16 protein-coding genes are annotated in these 19,914 nt (G+C 70.7%); 7 read left to right on the plus strand and 9 right to left on the minus strand.

The annotated features are described in order from the left end of the window. Positions 1–188 precede the first annotated feature (188 nt). A complete protein-coding gene (locus ACN9MM_RS15585; RefSeq protein ID WP_426364188.1) occupies positions 189–1,922 on the plus strand; it encodes an LCP family protein in 1,734 nt (577 codons plus the stop codon). Positions 1,923–1,972: 50 nt separating this feature from the next. Then, positions 1,973–3,703 carry an LCP family protein gene (locus ACN9MM_RS15590; protein ID WP_426364189.1) on the plus strand — a complete coding sequence of 577 codons (1,731 nt, stop codon included), beginning with the start codon at positions 1,973–1,975 and terminating at the stop codon, positions 3,701–3,703. A 70-nt stretch (positions 3,704–3,773) separates the two neighbouring features. Here the strand turns inward: ACN9MM_RS15590 and ACN9MM_RS15595 are convergent, their stop codons facing one another. Further along, positions 3,774–4,811: a glycosyltransferase family 2 protein gene (locus ACN9MM_RS15595; RefSeq protein WP_383676215.1), complete on the minus strand. Its 1,038-nt coding sequence runs from the start codon at positions 4,809–4,811 to the stop codon at positions 3,774–3,776. Positions 4,812–5,023: 212 nt separating this feature from the next. Between ACN9MM_RS15595 and ACN9MM_RS15600 the strand changes: the two genes are divergently transcribed. Continuing rightward, the gene (locus ACN9MM_RS15600; protein ID WP_426364190.1) at positions 5,024–6,397 is read left to right on the plus strand and encodes an LCP family protein; all 1,374 of its coding nucleotides are present in this window, start codon (positions 5,024–5,026) and stop codon (positions 6,395–6,397) included. 15 nt (positions 6,398–6,412) lie between these two features. Here ACN9MM_RS15600 and ACN9MM_RS15605 read toward each other — a convergent pair whose 3' ends face one another. Further along, positions 6,413–6,946, minus strand: a complete 534-nt coding sequence (locus ACN9MM_RS15605; RefSeq protein WP_426364191.1) for an acyl-CoA thioesterase — start codon at positions 6,944–6,946, stop codon at positions 6,413–6,415. A 130-nt stretch (positions 6,947–7,076) separates the two neighbouring features. Here ACN9MM_RS15605 and ACN9MM_RS15610 point away from each other — a divergent pair, with 130 nt between their 5' ends. Continuing rightward, positions 7,077–8,315, plus strand: coding sequence for an LCP family protein (locus ACN9MM_RS15610; RefSeq protein WP_426364192.1), 1,239 nt, complete (start codon positions 7,077–7,079; stop codon positions 8,313–8,315). 51 nt (positions 8,316–8,366) lie between these two features. Here the strand turns inward: ACN9MM_RS15610 and ACN9MM_RS15615 are convergent, their stop codons facing one another. Continuing rightward, positions 8,367–9,539, minus strand: coding sequence for an acyl-CoA dehydrogenase family protein (locus ACN9MM_RS15615; protein ID WP_426364193.1), 1,173 nt, complete (start codon positions 9,537–9,539; stop codon positions 8,367–8,369). 126 nt (positions 9,540–9,665) lie between these two features. Here ACN9MM_RS15615 and ACN9MM_RS15620 point away from each other — a divergent pair, with 126 nt between their 5' ends. Next, positions 9,666–10,997 (plus strand): UDP-glucose dehydrogenase family protein, encoded by a 1,332-nt coding sequence (locus ACN9MM_RS15620; RefSeq protein WP_426364194.1) that lies wholly within the window; start codon positions 9,666–9,668, stop codon positions 10,995–10,997. A 55-nt stretch (positions 10,998–11,052) separates the two neighbouring features. Here the strand turns inward: ACN9MM_RS15620 and ACN9MM_RS15625 are convergent, their stop codons facing one another. The 4 genes from ACN9MM_RS15625 to ACN9MM_RS15640 all read right to left on the minus strand — a co-directional run bounded on the left by ACN9MM_RS15625 (position 11,053) and on the right by ACN9MM_RS15640 (position 14,971). Then, entirely contained in the window at positions 11,053–11,976 is a 924-nt protein-coding gene (locus ACN9MM_RS15625; protein ID WP_426364195.1) for a membrane dipeptidase, read from the minus strand. A gap of 132 nt (positions 11,977–12,108) precedes the next feature. Continuing rightward, complete coding sequence (locus ACN9MM_RS15630) at positions 12,109–13,305, minus strand: dipeptidase (protein ID WP_426364196.1); 1,197 nt, start codon at positions 13,303–13,305, stop codon at positions 12,109–12,111. Beyond that, the gene (purE, locus tag ACN9MM_RS15635) at positions 13,302–13,835 is read right to left on the minus strand and encodes a 5-(carboxyamino)imidazole ribonucleotide mutase (protein ID WP_426364197.1); all 534 of its coding nucleotides are present in this window, start codon (positions 13,833–13,835) and stop codon (positions 13,302–13,304) included. The genes ACN9MM_RS15630 and purE overlap by 4 nt, the downstream gene beginning before the upstream one ends. After that, on the minus strand, positions 13,832–14,971 hold the full coding sequence (locus ACN9MM_RS15640) for a 5-(carboxyamino)imidazole ribonucleotide synthase (RefSeq protein WP_382872292.1): 1,140 nt from the start codon (positions 14,969–14,971) through the stop codon (positions 13,832–13,834). Before ACN9MM_RS15640 ends, purE begins: the two co-directional genes overlap by 4 nt. 187 nt (positions 14,972–15,158) lie before the next feature. Here ACN9MM_RS15640 and ACN9MM_RS15645 point away from each other — a divergent pair, with 187 nt between their 5' ends. Beyond that, entirely contained in the window at positions 15,159–15,674 is a 516-nt protein-coding gene (locus ACN9MM_RS15645; RefSeq protein ID WP_382872295.1) for a GtrA family protein, read from the plus strand. A 19-nt stretch (positions 15,675–15,693) separates the two neighbouring features. Here the strand turns inward: ACN9MM_RS15645 and ACN9MM_RS15650 are convergent, their stop codons facing one another. Together ACN9MM_RS15650 and ACN9MM_RS15655 are read right to left on the minus strand one after the other, a co-directional pair. Next, positions 15,694–16,965, minus strand: coding sequence for an ATP-binding protein (locus ACN9MM_RS15650; protein WP_426364198.1), 1,272 nt, complete (start codon positions 16,963–16,965; stop codon positions 15,694–15,696). Between the two features lie 286 nt (positions 16,966–17,251). After that, positions 17,252–17,929, minus strand: a complete 678-nt coding sequence (locus ACN9MM_RS15655; protein WP_426364199.1) for a response regulator transcription factor — start codon at positions 17,927–17,929, stop codon at positions 17,252–17,254. Positions 17,930–18,355: 426 nt separating this feature from the next. Here ACN9MM_RS15655 and ACN9MM_RS15660 point away from each other — a divergent pair, with 426 nt between their 5' ends. Next, positions 18,356–19,876, plus strand: coding sequence for a peptide MFS transporter (locus ACN9MM_RS15660; RefSeq protein WP_426364200.1), 1,521 nt, complete (start codon positions 18,356–18,358; stop codon positions 19,874–19,876). The last annotated feature ends 38 nt before the right edge of the window (positions 19,877–19,914 follow it).

Below are 19,914 nucleotides of genomic sequence, written 5' to 3' on the forward strand. Positions count from 1 at the left end.
AATTGCCCGGTTGTAAGGGGCGTGGAATTTGTCACGGACGTCGCCCCACGCTGAACTGGGCGGATAGTGTGACGCGATCCGGTGCACCCCGACCGCGTGGTCGCACTCACCAAGGATCGAACGACCGAGAGAGCGGCGCCCTGTGGGGGAGGCGCCTCGCGTGGCACCGACGGAGGACTCGAGTAACCGTGGACGCGCACAGCCGTGGACGGGCGGACGAGATCGACCCCGCCGACCAGTGGGTCCTCAACCCGCAGACCGGCAACTACGAACTGCGACTGGACCGCTCCGCTGGGCAGTCGCAGGCGCAGACCCCGTCCCGCCCCCGGAGATCCGCCTCCGCCGCACCCACGCCCGCACCCGCTTCCGCGCCGGCCGACGCGCCCGTCCCCGGCCAGCGCCGCCGCCGCGCCCCGGAGGAGCCCGCCGGCGGGCAGATCCCGCCGCAGCGCCGCCGCAAGCGCAAGCAGGGCGCCAGCCGCAAGAAGAAGGTCCTCCTGTGGACCGGCGGCGCGATGGCGTTCGTGCTCGTGGGGGGCGCCGCCGGCGCGTACGCCCTCTACAACAAGCTCAACAACAACCTCGACGTCGTCGACGTCGTCGGCAAGGACACCGCCGCCGGCTTCGCCAAGGGCAAGGCCTTCAACATCCTCGTCATCGGCACCGACAAGCGGACCGGCGAGGGCAACGCGGGCTACGGCGACAAGAACAGCCCCGGCCACGCCGACACCACGATCCTCTTCCACGTCTCCAAGGACCGGACGAACGCCACGGCGCTCTCCATCCCGCGCGACATGAAGACGGACGTCCCCGAGTGCCAGACGCGCCAGGCCGACAAGACCATCAAGACGATCCCGGGCGAGACCGACGTCCGCTTCAACGTGAGCCTCGGCCAGGACGGCCGGGACCCCGGCTGCGTCATGCGCACGGTCGAGGAGCTGACCGGCGTGACGGTCGACCACTTCATGATGGCCGACTTCAACGCCGTCAAGGAGATGACGACCGCGGTCGGCGGCGTGAAGGTCTGCGTCGAGAAGGCCGTGAACGACCCGAAGTCCCATCTGAAGCTGCCCGCCGGCGAGTCGGTCATCCAGGGCGAGCAGGCGCTCGCCTTCGTCCGGACCCGGCACAGCTTCGGCAACGAGAGCGACCTGGACCGCATCAAGGTCCAGCAGCAGTTCCTGAGTTCGATGATCCGCCAGATGAAGTCGGACGACACGCTGACGGACCCGGGCAAGCTCCTCGACCTCGCCAACGCGGCGACGAGCGCCCTCACCGTCGACTCCGGCATAGGCGACCTGACGAAGCTCCAGGCACTCGCCGGTGAGCTGTCCTCGATCGACACCAAGAACATCGCGTTCGCGACGCTGCCGGTCATCGACAACCCGGACGAGCCCCCGAACCGCCGGGCGACGGTCGTCCCGGACCCGGTCAAGGCGCCGCAGCTGTTCGCGATGCTCCAGTCCGACACCTCGCTCACCGAGGTGAAGAAGAAGCAGCAGGACGCCAAGAACGCGCAGGCCGCGCTCCTCAAGGGCACGCGGTCCACCGCGGCCGAGGTGCGCGTCGACGTCTACAACGGCAGCGGCATCACGGGGGCGGCCCAGTCGACCCTCAACTGGCTGCAGAACGAAGAGGGCGTGAACCGCTCCACCAACAAGAGCAACGCCCCCGAGCAGGCGGCGAAGACCACGCTCACCTATGCACCGAACCAGGCCGATCAGGCCCGCAAGCTCGCGGACATGATGGGTCTGCCGGCCACGGCTCTCAAGCCGGGCACACAGGACGCCGGGGAGCGCGAGCCCATGACGCTCGTCCTCGGCGCGGACTTCAAGGGCGCGGGGGTGCCCATCACCGGACCGGCAAAGGCGCCGAAGGATCTGGAGAAGGTAGCAGCTGACAAGCAGGTGTGCGCCAAGTGACCCGGAAACACCGGGACTTGAAGCACTGCTGACTGACGAGGGGACCTGGGGTGGGACAGAGCAGCGTGCGTGGGGAGGGAACGCGAAAAAGCGTTCCGCGCGCCCGTGAACTGGGCTGGGACGACGACCTGTACGACGCCGGCGAGGCAACCGGCGCGCAGGACGACGCTCCCGAGGAGGAGGCGGACGCCTCCGCGGCACCGGGCCGCGCCGCGCGCCGTCGCGGCGGCGATGGCGGTGGCGGTGCGGGCGGCCGCGCCGCCGCGCGCAAGCGGGCCAAGAAGACCGGCAAGCGCAAGGCGCTGCGGTGGACGGCGATCACGCTGTCGCTGCTGATACTCGGGACGGCCGGCGCCGGATACCTGTACTACGAGCACCTGAACGGCAACATCCGCAGCGGTGGCCGCGCGGGCGGCGAGAGCGGCGTGAAGAAGGCCGCGCCGAACGCGCTCGGCGACACCCCGCTGAACATCCTCCTGATCGGCTCCGACAGCCGGGCGGACGCGAAGAACGTGGCGCTGGGAGGGGGAAAGAACCTCCGGGAGAACCCGCCGCTCGCCGATGTGCAGATGCTGCTGCACGTCTCCGCGGACCGGAAGAACGCCTCTCTGGTGTCCATTCCGCGCGACACCATCGTCCACATCCCCGAATGCAAGGGCGACGACGGCAAGTCCTACGCCGCGACGGACAACCGGCCCATCAACGAGACGCTGAGCCGCGGCGGTCCCGGATGCACCCTCACCACCTGGGAGACCCTCACCGGGGTCTACATCGACCACTGGCTGATGGTCGACTTCGCTGGTGTCGTGGCGATGGCCGACGAGGTCGGCGGCGTCCCGGTCTGTGTGAAGACCGGTGTGTGGGACCGCCCGACCGCGCGCGTGAAGGGTGGCTCCGGGCTGCAGCTGGGCCCGGGCACGACCGAGATCCAGGGCAAGCAGGCCCTCCAGTGGCTGCGCACCCGGCACCCCTTCTTCAACGACCAGGGACGCGCCAAGGCCCAGCACATGTACCTGAACGGCATGGTGGACAAGCTCCAGAAGCAGAACGCCTGGAGCGACACCGGCCGGCTCATGGGGCTCGCCGAGACCGCCACGGAGTCGCTCCAGGTCTCCGACGAGCTCAAGACGGTCAAGAAGCTGTTCGACCTGGCGATGCAGCTCAAGAACGTGAAGATGAACCGCCTCACGACGGCCACCGTCCCGACGGCGGAGTGGTCGCAGGACCGCGACAGAAACGTTCTCGTCAAGGCGTCGGCCGACAAGATGTTCTCGATGCTCCGCGACGACGTCGCCTTCGACAAGAACGGCGACAAGGCCGGTGACAAGCCGAAGGCCCCCGCGAAGCCGAAGACGCCCGCGGAGGCGCCCGGTTCCTTCGCCGTGACGGTCGTCAACGGCACCGCCGGCGACGACGAGCCGCCCACCGAGGGCCGGGCCGGCACCGTCGCCGAGACCCTCCAGGGCAAGGGCTTCACCCAGGCCGACTCCTCCAAGGAGGCCGAGCCCCGCAAGGACACGCTGATCACCTACCCCAAGGCCGACGGCGACCAGGGCAAGGCGAACGCGCAGTCCGTGGCGAAGGCGCTCGGCCTGCCCGACTCGGCCGTGCGCGCCGACGGCAAGGTCCAGGGCATCACTCTCGTCGTCGGGTCCGACTGGCGCGAGGGCTCCACCTACAAGAAGCCGAAGGCCGTCGCGGGCGACCTGCCCGAGGGCGCCGACGACAAGGAGAGCTGCATGGACGTCTACTCCGTCTACCGCTGGGACGGGAAGAGCTGACCCGCTCCCCCGACACACGGCGACGGCCGGGCCCCGGAAGGGGACCCGGCCGTCGCCGTGTGCGCGGAGGTCAGACCGTCTCGGTCTCGCCCGCCTTCACCGCCGGGCGGCGGCTCGCGATGACCTTCCTCGCGAGCGAGCGGGGGCTGGTGAGGAAGCCGTAGCCCCAGGACATGTGCATGGTCGCGAGGGCCACCGGGATCTGCAGGCGCGCCTTGAGCGGAAGGCCCTTGCCCGCCGGGACCGAGCCGGCGGCGATCGCGGCGAGGTAGCCGGCCGGGATCACGAAGCCGAGCGGGGTGAGGACCGCGCCGACGACCAGGCCGGCGGCGATCGCGCAGACGGCGGTCGGCGGGGCCAGGTAGCGCAGGTTGATCGAGCCCTGGTGGTAGCGGGCCACGACGTGCCGCCAGCGGCCGTAGTCCTTGTACTGCTTCGCGAGGGCCTTCACCGAGGGCCTCGGGCGGTACTGGACGCGGAGCTCCGGCGAGAACCAGATCAGACCGCCGGCCTCGCGGATGCGGAAGTTCAGCTCCCAGTCCTGGGCGCGGATGAACTCCACGTTGTACCCGCCCTGCCGCTCCAGCGCCTCGCGCCGGAAGACACCCAGGTACACGGTCTCCGCGGGGCCCGCCTCGCCGCCCGTGTGGAAGGCGGCGTTGCCCACGCCGATCTTCGAGGTCATGGCGGCGGCGACCGCGTCCTCCCAGGCGTTCTCGCCCTCGGCGTGCATCACACCGCCGACGTTCTGCGCGCCCGTCTCCTCCAGGAGACGGACCGCGGTGGCGATGTAGTTCGGGGAGAGCATGCCGTGGCCGTCGACACGCACCACGATCGGGTGGTGGGAGGCCTGGATCGCCGCGTTGAGGGCGGCGGGGGTGCGTCCTGTGGGGTTCGGCACCGTGATGACGCGGCGCTTTCCCGAAGCGGTTTCGCGGACGAGCTCGGCGGCGATCTCGTCCGTGCGGTCCGAGGACGGGCCGAGGGCGATCACCACCTCCATCTCGCCGTCGTACTCCTGCTCCAGGATGTGACGAACCGAGGTGCGCAGATACCGCTCCTCGTTGAGGACCGGCATGATCACGGAGACGGGGGGCGTGGCGTTCATTGCCCGCCACGTTACCGCGAACGGGGGACAGCGGTGCGCGCCGAGCGGGTGGTGCGCCCTTGCGCTGATCGTATGGGCCTACCGTGCTCACGGTTCCCCAGTCACACCCGCGGAGGTGTCCGTCCGTGCCCACACCGCCCCGCACGCCCCGTCCCCGGCCCGCCGCCCGTCGCGCACCGGTCCGCCGGCGGCGGAGGCGCCCCCGGTGGGGGATGCGGATGGCGACGGCGCTCTCGGTGACGGTCCTCGTGGCCGGCGGGATCGGGCACGCCGTGGTGACCGGTCTGGACACCGGGATCACCCGGGTCGACCCCTTCAAGGACATGAAGAACCGGCCGCAGGCCGGGCACGGGATGAACGTGCTGGTGGTCGGCACGGACGGCCGGGACCGCATCACCCCGGAGGAGAAGAGGAAGTACCGGCTCGGCGGCGCTCCCTGCCACTGCACCGACACGGTGATGCTCGTGCACATCTCGGAGGACCGGGAGCGGGCGAGCGTCGTCAGCCTGCCCCGTGACTCGTACGCGGAGATGCCCGAGCACACCGACCTGACCAGCGGCAGGAAGCACCGGGCGCATCCGGTGAAGCTGAACGCGGCCTACGCCGAGGGCGGGCCCGGTCTGACCGTGCGGACCGTCGAGTCGATGACCGGCGTGAAGATCGACCACTACCTGGAGGTCGACTTCACGAGCTTCATGCGGACCGTGGACGCGGTCGGCGGGGTGCAGATCTGTACGACGCGGCCCCTGAAGGACTCGTACACGGGACTCGACCTGTCCCCCGGCACCCATGAACTGGACGGCGGGCAGGCCCTGCAGTACGTGCGCTCCCGGCACATCGACGGGGCCGCCGACATCGGCCGCATGCAGCGGCAGCAGCGGTTCATGGCGGCGCTGATCGACCAGCTGACGAACGGCGGGGTGCTGCTCAACCCGGTGCGGTTCCGTGAGGTCGCGACGACGATGCTGGGCTCCGTGCGGGCCGACGAGGAGTTCGGTACGGATCAGCTGCTGGCGCTCGCCAAGGCGATGCACGGCTTCACCCCGGCCTCGTCGGAGTTCGTGTCCGTGCCGATCGGGGACATGAGCTTCCCCGTGAAGGGCATCGGCTCGACCGTGAAGTGGGACGCGGCCAAGGCCCAGAGGCTCTTCCAGGCCCTGCGGGACGACCGGCCGCTCGCCGCTTCCGCGCAGCAGGAGGAGGACTCCTCGAAGGCGCCGAAGGCGGTCGTCGTGGACGTGCCGCCGGGGACGGTCCGCGTCCAGGTCTACAACGGGACCCGGACCGACGGCCTCGGACGCAAGGTCGACGACGCGCTGCGCGCGACCGGCTTCGACACCACCCGCACGCCGATGACCGGTTCCCCGCGGAAGCGGACCCTCGTGGAGTACGACCCGCGCTGGGACCGGTCCGCCACGTCGCTGGCCGCGGCCCTGCCGGGGGCGGAACTGCGGGCCGTCGCGGGGCGGGGCGGGACGCTGCGGGTCACCGTGGGGAGCGACCACAAGGCCGTCCGGGCGGTGCGGGCGGAGTCCTCGGAAGCGCCCTTCGAGGCGGTCACCGGGGACAAGGTGGTGTGCCCGTGACCGGGTCGGTCCCCGTCAGTCCTCGTAGCCCTCGGCCGCCCGGCGTTCCCGCAGCTCCTTGATGGCCTGGCGGCGGGCCAGGCGGTGGGTGCGGCGGATCTGGGCTTCCTGGTTGCGGCGCTTGTCCTGCTCGGTCTCCGGGAGCACCTGGGGGACCAGGCGGGGCTTGCCGTCCGCGTCGACGGCGGCGAAGACGAGGTAGGCGGAGCCGACCTGCGTGGCGGGCGTGGACTCGTTCCAGCGCTCGGCCATGACCCGTACGCCGACCTCCATGGAGGACCGGCCGGTCCAGTTGACCTGGGCCTTCACGTGCAGCAGGTCGCCGACCCGCACCGGCTCCAGGAAGACCATCTCGTCCATGGAGGCCGTGACCGCCGGGCCTCCCGAGTGGCGGCCCGCGACGGCGCCCGCCGCGTCGTCGACCAGCTTCATGATCACGCCGCCGTGCACCGTGCCCAGGAGGTTGGTGTCGTGGCTCGTCATGATGTGGCTGAGAGTGGTGCGGGACGCGGAGGTGGGCTTGCCCGGGATATCGCCCTGTTCTGTCATGCCCTCCACCATATGCCGGGTCCTCGCGCGGTCGCCGTTCGGTCCGGTTTGCATCAGCTTGGCAACAGCACCGGTCCGATCTTCTACCCGGACTGTCGCCCGGAAAGACCTGCCCGGCACACTGGTCCCCATGAATGACTGGCCCGATGAGCCCGAGGGACCCCGCCGGATGAGCCACGTGCAGCGCCCGCAGGTTCCGCAGCAGCCGCCGCGTTCCCAGCAGGGCTACGGCCAGGGCTACAACCCGAACTACACCCAGGCGCAGAACCAGGGCTACGACTCCGGTTACAGCAGCGGCCAGGTGTACGGCGGCCGCCCCCAGGACCAGGGCGGCGGCCGCGTCACCGTTCCCCCTCAGTACGCGCCGCAGGGCCCCGGCCGTCCCGCGCCGGACTGGCGCAAGCGCATCAAGGTCGGCTCGATCGTGCTGGTCGTCGCCGTCCTCGGCTGGGGCATCGGCACCTACGCCTGGGCCGGCTCGAAGATGCGCAACGAGGTCGACCTCTCCAAGGTCATCGAGCGGCCGGCGGAGGGGGACTGCACGACGTATCTGATCGTCGGTTCCGACAGCCGCGAGGGCATGTCCGCCGAGGAGAAGAAGAAGCTCCACACCGGTTCCGCCGAGGGCAAGCGGACCGACTCGATGATGATCCTCGCGGCCTGCTCCAGCGGGAACACGATGGTCTCGCTGCCGCGTGACTCCTGGGTGACGATCCCGAACTTCGTCGGCTCCGAGTCGGGCAAGGCGTACCCGGCCCGCGGCGGCTCCAAGCTGAACGCGGCCTACGCGATGGACGGCCCCGAGCTGCTCGTGCGGACCGTCGAGTACAACACCAACCTGCACATCGACCACTACGCGGAGATCGGCTTCGCCGGCTTCGCGAACATCGTGGACGCGCTCGGCGGCGTCGACCTGAACATCGAGAAGGGCTTCAAGGACAAGAAGTCCGGCGCCGACTTCCAGGCGGGCGAGCAGACCCTCAACGGCGAGCAGGCCCTGGCCTTCGTCCGGACCCGGTACGCCTTCGCCCAGTCGGACTTCCAGCGGACGAAGAACCAGCAGAAGTTCCTCGCCGCCCTCGCGAACCAGGCGGCGACGCCGGGCACGATCCTCAACCCGTTCACGCTGTACCCGACGCTGGGCGCCGGTCTGGACACGCTGATCGTGGACAAGGACATGTCGCTGTACGACCTCGGGAAGATGTTCTTCGCGATGAAGGGCATCAACAGCGGTGACGGCAAGTCCATGAACATGCCGCTCGCTGGCTCCGCGCCGCAGAACTCCTTCAAGTGGGACATGCCGAAGGTGAAGCAGCTCGTCGAGCAGATCAAGAACGACGAGCCGGTCACGGTGACCTCGGACCGCTGACCGGATACGGAAAGGGGCGCCCTCCGACAGGAGGGCGCCCCTTCGCCGTGCCTACGGGAGGTTGCGGGCCATGACGATGCGCTGGACCTGGTTGGTGCCTTCGTAGATCTGGGTGATCTTGGCGTCGCGCATCATGCGCTCGACGGGGTAGTCGCGGGTGTAGCCGTAGCCGCCGAGGAGCTGGACGGCGTCGGTGGTGACCTCCATGGCGACGTCGGAGGCGAAGCACTTGGCGGCGGCGCCGAAGAAGGTGAGGTCTTCCTTGTCGCCTCCGGCGGACACGCGCTCGGACTTGGCGGCGGCGGCGTAGGTGAGCTGGCGGGCGGCCTCGAGCTTCATGGCCATGTCGGCGAGCATGAACTGCACGCCCTGGAAGTCGGCGATGGGCTTGCCGAACTGCTTGCGCTCCTTGACGTAGCCCTTGGCGTAGTCGAGGGCGCCCTGGGCGATGCCGATGGCCTGGGCGGCGATGGTGATGCGGGTGTGGTCGAGGGTCTTCATGGCGGTGGCGAAGCCGGTGCCCTCGGCGCCGATCATGCGGTCGGCGGGGATGCGGACGTTGTCGAGGTAGACCTCGCGGGTGGGGGAGCCCTTGATGCCGAGCTTCTTCTCCGGGGCGCCGAAGGAGACGCCCTCGTCGGACTTCTCCACGACGAAGGCGCTGATGCCCTTGGACCGCTTGTCGGGGTCGGTGACGGCCATCACGGTGTAGTACTCGGAGACGCCGGCGTTGGTGATCCACCGCTTGACGCCGTTGAGGACCCAGAAGTCGCCGTCGCGCACGGCGCGGGTCTTCATGCCGGCCGCGTCGGAGCCCGCGTCGGGCTCGGACAGGGCGTAGGAGAACATCGCGTCGCCCTTGGCGAGCGGGCCGAGGTACTTGTGCTTGAGCTCCTCGGAGCCGGACAGGATCACCGGCAGCGAGCCCAGCTTGTTGACGGCCGGGATCAGCGAGGACGAGCCGCACGCGCGCGCGACCTCCTCGATCACGATCACCGTCGCGAGCGCGTCCGCGCCGGCGCCGCCGTAGGTCTCGGGGACGTGCACGGCGTGCAGGTCGTTGGCGACCAGCGCGTCCAGGGCCTCCTGCGGGAACCGGCCCTCCTCGTCCACCGCCGCCGCGAACGGAACGATCTTCGCCTCCGCGAGGGCACGCACCGACTCCCGGAGCATGTCGTGCTCCTCGGAAGGCCGATACAGGTCGAAATCAGCAGAACCTGACACGCTCACTCACTCCCACGCTTGCTAACTACCGTTAAGTAACCCAAATGGTAGGGCGTGACGGGGTCCCCGACCAGGGCACGACTATGCTCGGGCAGGCATTCCGCCCGACGTTCCCTGGAGTCCCGCATGGCCCTCAAGATCACCGTGATCGGCACCGGCTACCTCGGCGCCACCCACGCCGCGGCCATGGCGGAGCTGGGCTTCGAGGTGCTCGGCCTGGACGTCGTCCCCGAGAAGGTCGAGATGCTGTCCGCCGGACGCGTCCCCATGTACGAGCCGGGCCTGGAGGAGCTGCTCGCGAAGCACGTCGCCGGCATCGAGGGATCGAGCGGCCGGCTGCGCTTCACCACCTCCTGGGAGGAGGTCGGCGCCTTCGGCGACGTGCACTTCGTCTGTGTGAACACCCCGCAGAAGCACGGCGAGTACGCCTGCGACATGAGCTACGTCGACGCCGCCTTCACCTCCCTCGCGGCGGTCGTCCGCGAAGGGGCCCTGGTCGTCGGCAAGTCCACCGTCCCCGTCGGCTCGGCCGAGCGGCTCGCCGCGCTCCTCCCGGAGGGCGTCGACCTCGCCTGGAACCCCGAGTTCCTGCGGGAGGGCTTCGCCGTCAACGACACCCTGCACCCGGACCGCGTCGTCGTCGGCGTCCGCGCGTTCGGCGAGGCGGCCGAGAAGACGCTCCGCGAGGTGTACGCGGTCCCCGTCGCCGAGGGCTCGCCGTTCGTGGTGACCGACTTCCCGACGGCCGAGCTCGTGAAGACCGCCGCCAACTCGTTCCTCGCCACCAAGATCTCCTTCATCAACGCGATGGCGGAGGTCTGCGAGGCCGCCGGCGGCGACGTCGTGAAGCTGGCTGAGGCCATCGGCCACGACGACCGGATCGGCGCCAAGTTCCTGCGCGCCGGCATCGGCTTCGGCGGCGGCTGCCTGCCCAAGGACATCCGGGCCTTCATGGCCCGTGCGGGCGAACTGGGCGCCGACCAGGCCCTGACCTTCCTCCGCGAGATCGACTCCATCAACATGCGGCGGCGCGGCCAGATGGTCGAGATGGCCCGCGAGGCCCTCGGCGGGTCCACCTTCCTGGGCCGCCGGGTCGCCGTCCTCGGCGCCACCTTCAAGCCGGACTCCGACGACGTCCGCGACTCCCCCGCCCTGAACGTGGCCGGCCAGATACACCTCCAGGGCGGCCAGGTGACCGTCTACGACCCGAAGGGCATGGCCAACGCCCGCCGCGTCTTCCCGACCCTCGGCTACGCCGACTCGGCCCTGGAGGCCGTGCGCGGGGCGGACGTCGTGCTGCACCTGACCGAGTGGCGCGAGTTCCGCGAGCTCGACCCGGCCGAGCTGGCCTCGGTCGCCGCCACGCGGACGATCCTCGACGGCCGCAACGCCCTCGACGGCGAGCGGTGGCGGGCGGCCGGCTGGACGTACCGGGCGATGGGCCGCCCGACGGCCTGAGAACGGAGGAGAGGGGCGCACCGCAGGCGGTGCGCCCCTCTCGCGTGCGTACCGGTCAGGCCGCTGCCGGCCGGATCCGGTTCGTCCGGGCCAGGAACTCCGTCCCGCGCAGCGCCCGGGTGGCGTTGGCGTGGGAGAGGCCGACCAGTTCCTGGGCGGTCCAGCCGCGGCGGAGCAGCTCCGCGAAGAGCGGCACGTAGCCGGCGGCCGGGGCGGTGGTGTGGGAGACGCCCGAGCAGTGCGCGCCCGCCTCCGTGCGCACCCGGTCGAGGACATCGGCGACGGCTGACAGGTCGTCGGTGACCGTGACCATGAGGACGGCGCCGTTCTCGCCGAGGAGGCCGAGGACGTCGTCCGGCAGGTTCTCCGGGGCCGCCCGGGTCAGCAGCGCCGGGGCGCGGGTGACGGCGAGGGTGCGGCGGACCGTGTCCTGGTCGGCGCCGGAGAGGTCCACGGCCAAGCCGATGCGGTTCATCTCCCGTACCGCGTCGCGGGCGAAGCGGTCGAAGCGGGTGAGGTTCACGGCCCGTACGCCCAGGGCGTGGTAGGCCCGCAGGGTGGCGGCCGAGCCGCCGAGCGCGGTCCAGCCGACCGGTCCGAGCAGGGCGGCGACACGGCCGCAGTTGCGGGCGTGGTCCAGCTCGGACGTGGTGTGCGCGAGGCGCAGTTCCTCGGGGCAGGCGGCGACGAGGGCGCGGACGGCGTCGATGCGCCGCAGGGTCCCGATGACGCCTTCGTCCGTCTCCACGTGGAGGGACCAGAGCTGGGCCCCGGCCTCCGCGGCGCGGACGGGCGGCAGGTCCTCCGGGTCGAGCGATCCGGGGAGTTCGGTGTGGCCCTCGGTGACGGGCTGCGCGGCCAGCAGGGCGCGGGCCCGGGCCGTCTCGTCGAGCGGTGGCGGTGACTCCGGCGGGTCGGGCTCGCCGGCGGCGGCAGGGACGGTGGAGAGGTTGGGATGGTCGTCTAGCAGTTCCGCCATGGTGTTACTCCGAGATCGGCGATGCAGTACCGCCCCGCCTAGAGCGGCGGGGCAGTACCGTCCACCGTGCCACCGGCCCCTGCCCGGGGCCCGGCGGGCTACGCCGTCCGGGTGAGGAGCGGGTGGCGGCGCCTATGGCGCGTCGAGCACGTCGATCGTGGCGTTCGACGGGGCCGTACGGCTCCTCAGGTCGCGGGAGACGGCCTCCGCGTCCCGCAGGACGCGGACCGCGTTGGACCAGGTCAGCTTGGCGAGGTCCGGCTGAGACCAGCCGCGGTGCAGGAGCTCCGCGATCAGGTTCGGATAGCCCGCGACGTCGTCCAGACCGGACGGGGTGAAGGCCGTGCCGTCGTAGTCGCCGCCGATGCCGATGTGGTCGATGCCGGCGGCCTCGCGCATGTGGTCGAGGTGGTCGGCGACCGTGGCGGCGGTGGCGATCGGGCGCGGGTTCTCCGCCTCGAAGGCGCGGTGCACCTCCATGCCGCGCGGGGTGGTGTCGAGGTGGTGCAGTCCGTGCGCCCGCATGTTCTCGTCCGCGCGGTTCGTCCACTCGACGGCGGCGGGCAGGATGAACTTCGGCACGAAGGTGGCCATCGCGACACCGCCGTTGGCGGGCAGCCGCTCCAGGACGTCGTCCGGGACGTTCCGCGGGTGTCCGCAGACCGCGCGGGCCGAGGAGTGCGAGAAGATCACCGGCGCGGCCGAGGTGTCGAGCGCGGCCCGCATGGTGGTCGCGGCGACGTGGGAGAGGTCGACGAGCATGCCGCTGCGGTTCATCTCGCGGACGACCTCGCGGCCGAAGGCGGTCAGACCGCCGACGCGCGGGTCGTCGGTCGCGGAGTCGGCCCAGTCGTTGTTGTCGTTGTGCGTGAGCGTCATGTAGCGCACGCCCAGGGCGTGCAGCGCGCGCAGGGTGGCGAGGGAGTTGTTGATCGAGTGGCCGCCCTCGGCGCCCTTGAGGGAGGCGATACGGCCCTGCTTCCGGGCCGCCTCCATGTCGTCGGCGGTCAGGGCGGGGGCGAGGTCGCCCGCGTACCGCTCCAGGAGCTGGTCGACGATGTCGATCTGCTCCAGGGTGGCGCTGACGGCGTGGTCGCCCGTCAGCTCGCAGGGCACGTACACCGACCAGAACTGGGCGCCGACGCCGCCCGCCCGCATCCGGGCGAGGTCGGTGTGGAGCGCGCCGGTCTGGTCCGCGCCGATGTCCAGCTTGTCGAGGTCGTACCGGACGTGCTCGCGCAGCGCCCAGGGCAGGTCGTTGTGGCCGTCGACGACGGGGTGGCCCGCGAGCAGCTCGCGGGCCTCCTCCAGACGGTCCGCGGCGCTCACTTGGCGAAGCCGAAGGACGCCGAGCCCTCGACCTTGGCCCGGAGCCGCTTGCCCTTCTCCGTGGCCTGGTCGTTGAGCTCCTGCAGGAAGTCGGTCATCCGGGCGCGGAGCTCGGCGTCGCTCGCGGCGAGGATCCGGGCCGCGAGCAGGCCCGCGTTCCGGGCTCCGGCGACGGAGACCGTGGCGACGGGGATGCCGGCGGGCATCTGCACGATGGAGAGCAGCGAGTCCATGCCGTCGAGGTACTTCAGCGGCACCGGGACGCCGATGACCGGCAGCGGGGTGACGGAGGCGAGCATGCCGGGCAGGTGGGCGGCGCCGCCCGCGCCCGCGATGATCGCCTGGATGCCGCGGCCCGCGGCCTCCTCGCCGTACGCGATCATCTCGCGCGGCATCCGGTGCGCCGAGAGGACGTTCACCTCGTACGGGATCTCGAACTCGTCGAGGGCCTGCGCGGCGGCCTCCATGACGGTCCAGTCGGAGTCGGACCCCATGGCGATGCCGACGACGGGGGCGGTGGCGGTGCTCATTCGGTGATGGTTCCTCGCAGATAGCCGGCGGCGTGACGGGCGCGCTCCAGCACGTCGTCGAGGTCGTCGCCGTAGGTGTTGACGTGGCCCACCTTGCGACCGGGCTTCACGTCCTTGCCGTACATGTGGATCTTGAGCTGCGGGTCCCTGGCCATGCAGTGCAGGTACGCGGAGTACATGTCCGGGTAGTCGCCGCCCAGGACATTGCACATCACGGTCCACGTCGCGCGCGGACGCGGATCGCCGAGGGGCAGGTCGAGAACCGCCCGGACGTGGTTGGCGAACTGCGAGGTGATCGCCCCGTCCTGGGTCCAGTGGCCGGAGTTGTGCGGGCGCATCGCCAGTTCGTTGACGAGGATGCGGCCGTCCGTGGTCTGGAACAGCTCGACGGCGAGGTGGCCGACGACGCCCAGCTCCTTGGCGATGCGGAGGGCCAGCTCCTGGGCCTGCCCCGCCAGCTCGTCGTCGAGGTCGGGCGCGGGCGCGATGACCGTGTCGCAGACGCCGTCGACCTGACGGGACTCGACGACCGGGTAGGCGACGGCCTGGCCGTGCGGGGAGCGGACGATGTTCGCCGCGAGCTCGCGGACGAAGTCGACCTTCTCCTCGGCGAGGACCGGGACCCCCGCGAGGAAGGGGTCGCGGGCGTCCTCGGGCGTACGGACGAACCAGACGCCCTTGCCGTCGTAGCCGCCGCGCACGGTCTTGAGGATGATCGGGAAGCCGCCGGCCTCGGCGGCGAAGGCCTCCGCGTCGGCGGGGTCGGCGACGATGCGGTGGCGGGGGCTCGGCGCGCCGATCTCGTCGAGCTTCGCGCGCATCACCCCCTTGTCCTGCGCGTGCACGAGCGCGTCCGGGCCGGGCCGGACGGGGATGCCGTCGGCCTCCAGGGCGCGCAGGTGCTCGGTGGGGACGTGCTCGTGATCGAAGGTGATCACGTCGCAGCCGCGCGCGAAGTCACGCAGCGTGTCCAGGTCGCGGTAGTCGCCGATGACGACCTCGCTCACCACCTGGGCCGCGGAGTCCTGCGGGGTGTCGCTGAGGAGCTTGAACTTGATGCCGAGGGGGATGCCCGCCTCGTGGGTCATGCGGGCGAGCTGCCCGCCTCCGACCATGCCTACTACGGGGAACGTCACCCTCTTAGGGTATCCGCACCATCGGGGAACACTCGTCCGGCTGTGTCTTGGCACAAGCGCGACGGGGGCGGGATACGGGTTCTCCACGGGTTTTCGAGGTACACAGGCGGGTGACAGGGGCGCTGGTTAGCATGGTTGGGTTGACGTCGCCCGGACGTCATCCGGACGGACGGACAGAGCGATCACCATGAGTGAACCCGGCGCGCTGCGCATGCGACTCCAGGGGCTCTTCCGGGAGGTCGCCAAGTTCGGGGTGGTCGGCGGTCTCGGCGTCCTGGTCAACCTGGGCGTCTTCAACCTGGTGCGCCACTTCTCGGAGCTGCCGGTCGTGCGGGCGAGCCTGATCGCCACCGTGGTCGCGATCGCCTTCAACTACGTGGGCTTCCGCTACTTCACGTACCGCGACCGGGACAAGTCCGGGCGCACCAAGGAACTGACGCTGTTCCTGCTGTTCAGCCTGGTCGGCCTGGTCATCGAGAACGGCATCCTGTACGCGGCGACGTACGGCTTCGGCTGGGACGGCCCGCTGGCGAGCAACTTCTTCAAGTTCTCCGGCATCGGGATCGCGACCCTGTTCCGCTTCTGGTCGTACCGCACGTGGGTGTTCCGGGCGCTGCCGGCCAAGGAGGCCGTGCAGACCGCCGAATCGTTCCTGGAGCAGGCCCCGCGGCAGGCGACCCGTCGCCAGCCCGACCGCGTCTGACCTGCGCCTTCCGCGCGTCTTACCGTACGGGGCGCTCCTGCGGCGCCTCCGCGACGCTCCTGACCTCCCGGCTCAGGAAGAGCGCGAAGACCGGCGGCTGCTGCTGGAGCAGCTCCAGACGGCCGCCGTCCGCCTCCGCCAGGTCACGGGCCACCGCCAGGCCGATCCCGGTCGAGCTGCGGCCGCTCACCGCCCGCTCGAAGATCCGCGCGCCGAGGTCGGCCGGGACGCCCGGGCCCTCGTCGGTGACCTCGATCACCGACTGGTTGCCGGTGACGCGGGTGCGCAGGGCGACCGTGCCGCCACCGTGCATGAGCGAGTTCTCGATCAGGGCGGCGAGCACCTGGGCGACCGCGCCGGGGGTGCCGACCGCCCGCATCCTCTGCTTGCCGGAGTGCACGATGGCCCGTCCCGCGCTGCGGTAGGCCGGGCGCCACTCCTCGATCTGCTGCTTGACGACCTCGTCCAGGTCGAAGGCGACGGCGGAGCCGGTGCGGGGGTCGCGGGAGTTGGTCAGCAGCCGCTCGACGACGTCGGTGAGCCGCTCGACCTGGGTGAGCGCGATCGTCGCCTCCTCCCGGACCGTGTCGAGGTCGTCGGCCATGGCGACCTCCTCCAGGCGCATGGAGAGCGCCGTGAGGGGCGTACGGAGCTGGTGGGAGGCGTCGGCGGCGAGCCGGCGCTCGGCGGTGAGCATGCGGGCGATGCGCTCGGCGGAGGCGTCGAGGACGTCCGCGACCCGGTCCAGCTCGGGCACCCCGTACCGCTTGTGCCGGGGCCGCGGGTCGCCGGAGCCGAGGCGCTCGGCGGTCTCGGCGAGGTCCGTGAGCGGCGAGGCCAGCTTGTTCGCCTGCCGTACGGCGAGGAGGACGGCGGCGACGACCGCGAGCAGGGCGACCGCGCCGATGATCAGCAGGGTGCGGCCGACCTCGGCGGTCACCGCGGAGCGGGACTCCTCGACGAGCACGGTCTCCCCGCGCTCGCCCTCGGCGAGGCCCCGGATGACCTCGCCCTCGGGGCGGTTGCCGATCTCGATGGTCTCGCGGCCCGGGATGCGGATCTGGGCGTACCGCTTGGCGCCGCTCTGCTCGGCGAGGATGTCCGGGTTGACCGGTTCGCCGCCGATGAGCCGGCTGTCGACGATGGAGACGATCCGCAGCGCCTCCGAGTCCACGCTCTCCTGGGCGCTGCTGGAGATGGTGCGGGTCTCGACGAGGACGAGGGAGACCCCGAAGACGGCGATGACGACGAGGACGACGGCGAGCGTGGAGTTGATCAGTCGGCGGCGCATGGATCCTCCGGAGGGCGGCTTGACGGCGACGGGGGTGGCGACGCCCTGCCGGACGGCCTCGGGGGTGCGGGGAGCCGCGCGGCCGTTCCGCGGCGGACGGCGGCCGCGGCACCGCGCGAGCCCCTATGGCGCCGGCGTGGCCCCGCGAGTCCGGCCCGATCCGGAAGGCGGCCCCGGACCCTGGCCCCGGGCCCCGGCGGCGGCGCTCAGCTGTTCTCGAAGGCGCTCAGCTCCTCTCGGAGGCGCTCAGCTGTTCTCTAAGGCGCTCAGCTGTTCTCGAAGGCGCTCAGCTCTTCTCGAAGCGGAAGCCGACCCCTCGGACCGTCGCGATGTAGCGCGGGTTCGCCGCGTCGTCGCCGAGCTTCTTGCGGAGCCAGGAGATGTGCATGTCGAGGGTCTTGGTGGAGGACCACCACGTGGTGTCCCAGACCTCGCGCATCAGCTGGTCACGGGTGACGACCCGGCCGGCGTCCCGGACCAGGACCCGCAGGAGGTCGAACTCCTTCGCGGTGAGCTGGAGCTCCTCGTCGCCCATCCAGGCCCGGTGGGACTCGACGTCGATCCGCACGCCGTGGGTCGCCGGGGCGGTGGCGGGCTCGGTGGAGCCGCGCCGGAGCAGGGCTCGGACCCGGGCGAGGAGCTCGGCGAGCCGGAAGGGCTTGGTGACGTAGTCGTCGGCGCCCGCGTCGAGCCCGACGACGGTGTCGACCTCGTCCGCGCGGGCGGTGAGGACCAGGATCGGGACCGTGTGGCCCTCGGCGCGCAGCCGGCGGGCGACTTCGAGGCCGTCCATGCCGGGCAGGCCCAGGTCGAGCACGACCAGGTCGACCCCGCCCTGGAGTCCGGCGTCGAGGGCGGTGGGGCCGTCCTCGCGGACCTCGACCTCGTATCCCTCTCTCCGCAGGGCGCGGGCCAGCGGTTCCGAGATGGATGCGTCGTCCTCGGCGAGCAGTACACGGGTCATGGGGTGATGGTAGTCGGCACGGCGCCCGGGCCGGGGCGGGATGGACAGGGCCTGGGCGGCCCCTGGGGATCTTGTGGGCATCCTGCACATGACCTTCGAATGACCTTGCGCGGTTGCATCCGCGCCTGTGATCCATCTCTCAAGTCCTTCCATATCCGGCAGTGTCGTGTCGTATGGTGGCGAGACGTCAGTAGCGGTAATCGGGGACCTTTGGCCAGCTTCGCGCGCCAAGGTCCTCTTTCTGCGTGAGGTCGGCTCAGCCGAACCTTGAGACGGTGAATGACCTGTGGGCCGGGTTCCGGGACGCGAAGACGCATCTCCCGGGGCGTGGATCCCGGTGGAGTTCCAACACTCCGCCGGTGCCGGCCTCCCCCACCGGGCGCATCACGCTCACAAGGCGTGCGTCCCGACAGAGCAAGGATCGACATGGCGTCCAGCCTGACGACGGCTTCGTCCGGAACCTCTGGTTCCGAGAAGACGTTCTTCGGCCACCCCCGTGGCCTGGCCACCCTCTTCATGACCGAGATGTGGGAGCGCTTCTCCTACTACGGCATGCGGGCCCTTCTCGTTCTGTACCTGGTCTCCGGCGGCGCGGACGCGGCGACCGGCAGCCAGGGTGGCGGCCTCGCCATGACGGCGGCCACGGCGACGGCCATCTACTCGGTGTACGTCTCGATGGTCTACCTGATGGCCATGCCCGGCGGCTGGTTCGGCGACCGCGTCTGGGGCGCCCGCAAGACCGTCACGATCGCCGGTTTCGTGATCATGGCCGGTCACGCCTCGCTGGCCCTCCCCGGCCAGGCGATGTTCTTCGTCGGTCTGGCGCTCGTCGCCGCCGGTTCCGGTCTGCTCAAGGCCAACATCTCCACGATGGTCGGCCACCTCTACGACGGCCCGGACGACCCGCGCCGTGACGGTGGCTTCACGCTCTTCTACGTCGGCATCAACCTCGGTGCCTTCGTGGCGCCGTTCGTGGTCGGCACCGTCGGCGAGAAGGTCAACTGGCACCTCGGCTTCGCGCTCGCCGCGCTCGGCATGGGCCTGGGCCTGATCCAGTTCCTGATCGGCACGAAGAACCTCAGCCCGAAGAGCGCCGTCGTCCCGAACCCGCTCAGCCAGGCCGAGCGCAAGAGCGTCCTGGTCAAGGTCGCGCTCGTGTTCGTCCTCGCCGCCGCCTTCTACGGCGTCATCGTCGGCCTCGGCATGTACACCCTGAACTGGGCGCTCGTCCCGATCACCCTCGCGGGTCTGATCATCCCGGTCGCCGTCCTCGTCCGCATCAAGCGCGACAAGGACCTCGACAAGACCGAGCAGTCGAAGATGACCGGCTACATCTGGTTCTTCGTCGCCGCCGCCGTCTTCTGGATGATCTACGACCAGGGTGGCTCGACCCTGTCGCTGTTCGCGGACGACAAGACCGCGGACACCGTCTTCGGCTTCGGCTTCCCGGCCACCTGGTACCAGTCCCTGAACCCGCTCTTCGTCATGGCGCTGGCCCCGGTCTTCGCCTGGCTGTGGCTGTGGCTGGCCCGCAAGAACCAGGAGCCGAACACCATCGTGAAGTTCGCGATGGGTCTCGTCCTGGTCGGCGCGTCCTTCTTCGTCTTCATCGTCCCGATGAACATGGCGGGCGACGGCACCAAGGTCTCCCCGATGTGGCTGGTCACGATCTACATGATCCAGACCATCGGTGAGCTGTGCCTCTCCCCGGTCGGCCTCTCCGTCACCACGAAGATGGCGCCGCAGAAGTACGCCTCCCAGATGATGGGCGTCTGGTTCCTCGCCGTCACCGCCGGTGACTGCACCACGGGTCTGCTGTCGCTGGCCGGTGTGGACCTGAACGGGACAGGGATCATCGCGATGCAGGCCGCCTTGGCCGTCCTCGCGGGCTTCGCGATCTACATGTACCGCAAGAAGGTCCAGGGCCTCATGGGCAGCGTCCACTGACCCCGCCCCCTGTACGGCCGAAGGCCGCCGCACCGCTC

The organism is Streptomyces sp. E-08 (assembly GCF_049913095.1).
In the GTDB taxonomy this organism is placed as follows: domain Bacteria; phylum Actinomycetota; class Actinomycetes; order Streptomycetales; family Streptomycetaceae; genus Streptomyces.

Bases quoted from the DNA above. Each gene is read 5' to 3' on its own strand.
- ACN9MM_RS15595 (WP_383676215.1), bottom strand. From the start codon at position 4,811: ATGAACGCCACGCCCCCCGTCTCCGTGATCATGCCGGTCCTCAACGAG.
- ACN9MM_RS15605 (WP_426364191.1), bottom strand. From the start codon at position 6,946: ATGACAGAACAGGGCGATATCCCGGGCAAGCCCACCTCCGCGTCCCGC.
- ACN9MM_RS15610 (WP_426364192.1), top strand. From the start codon at position 7,077: ATGAATGACTGGCCCGATGAGCCCGAGGGACCCCGCCGGATGAGCCAC.
- ACN9MM_RS15655 (WP_426364199.1), bottom strand. From the start codon at position 17,929: ATGACCCGTGTACTGCTCGCCGAGGACGACGCATCCATCTCGGAACCG.
- ACN9MM_RS15600 (WP_426364190.1), top strand. From the start codon at position 5,024: ATGCGGATGGCGACGGCGCTCTCGGTGACGGTCCTCGTGGCCGGCGGG.
- ACN9MM_RS15620 (WP_426364194.1), top strand. From the start codon at position 9,666: ATGGCCCTCAAGATCACCGTGATCGGCACCGGCTACCTCGGCGCCACC.
- ACN9MM_RS15660 (WP_426364200.1), top strand. From the start codon at position 18,356: ATGGCGTCCAGCCTGACGACGGCTTCGTCCGGAACCTCTGGTTCCGAG.
- ACN9MM_RS15650 (WP_426364198.1), bottom strand. From the start codon at position 16,965: ATGCGCCGCCGACTGATCAACTCCACGCTCGCCGTCGTCCTCGTCGTC.
- purE (WP_426364197.1), bottom strand. From the start codon at position 13,835: ATGAGCACCGCCACCGCCCCCGTCGTCGGCATCGCCATGGGGTCCGAC.
- ACN9MM_RS15645 (WP_382872295.1), top strand. From the start codon at position 15,159: ATGAGTGAACCCGGCGCGCTGCGCATGCGACTCCAGGGGCTCTTCCGG.
- ACN9MM_RS15625 (WP_426364195.1), bottom strand. From the start codon at position 11,976: ATGGCGGAACTGCTAGACGACCATCCCAACCTCTCCACCGTCCCTGCC.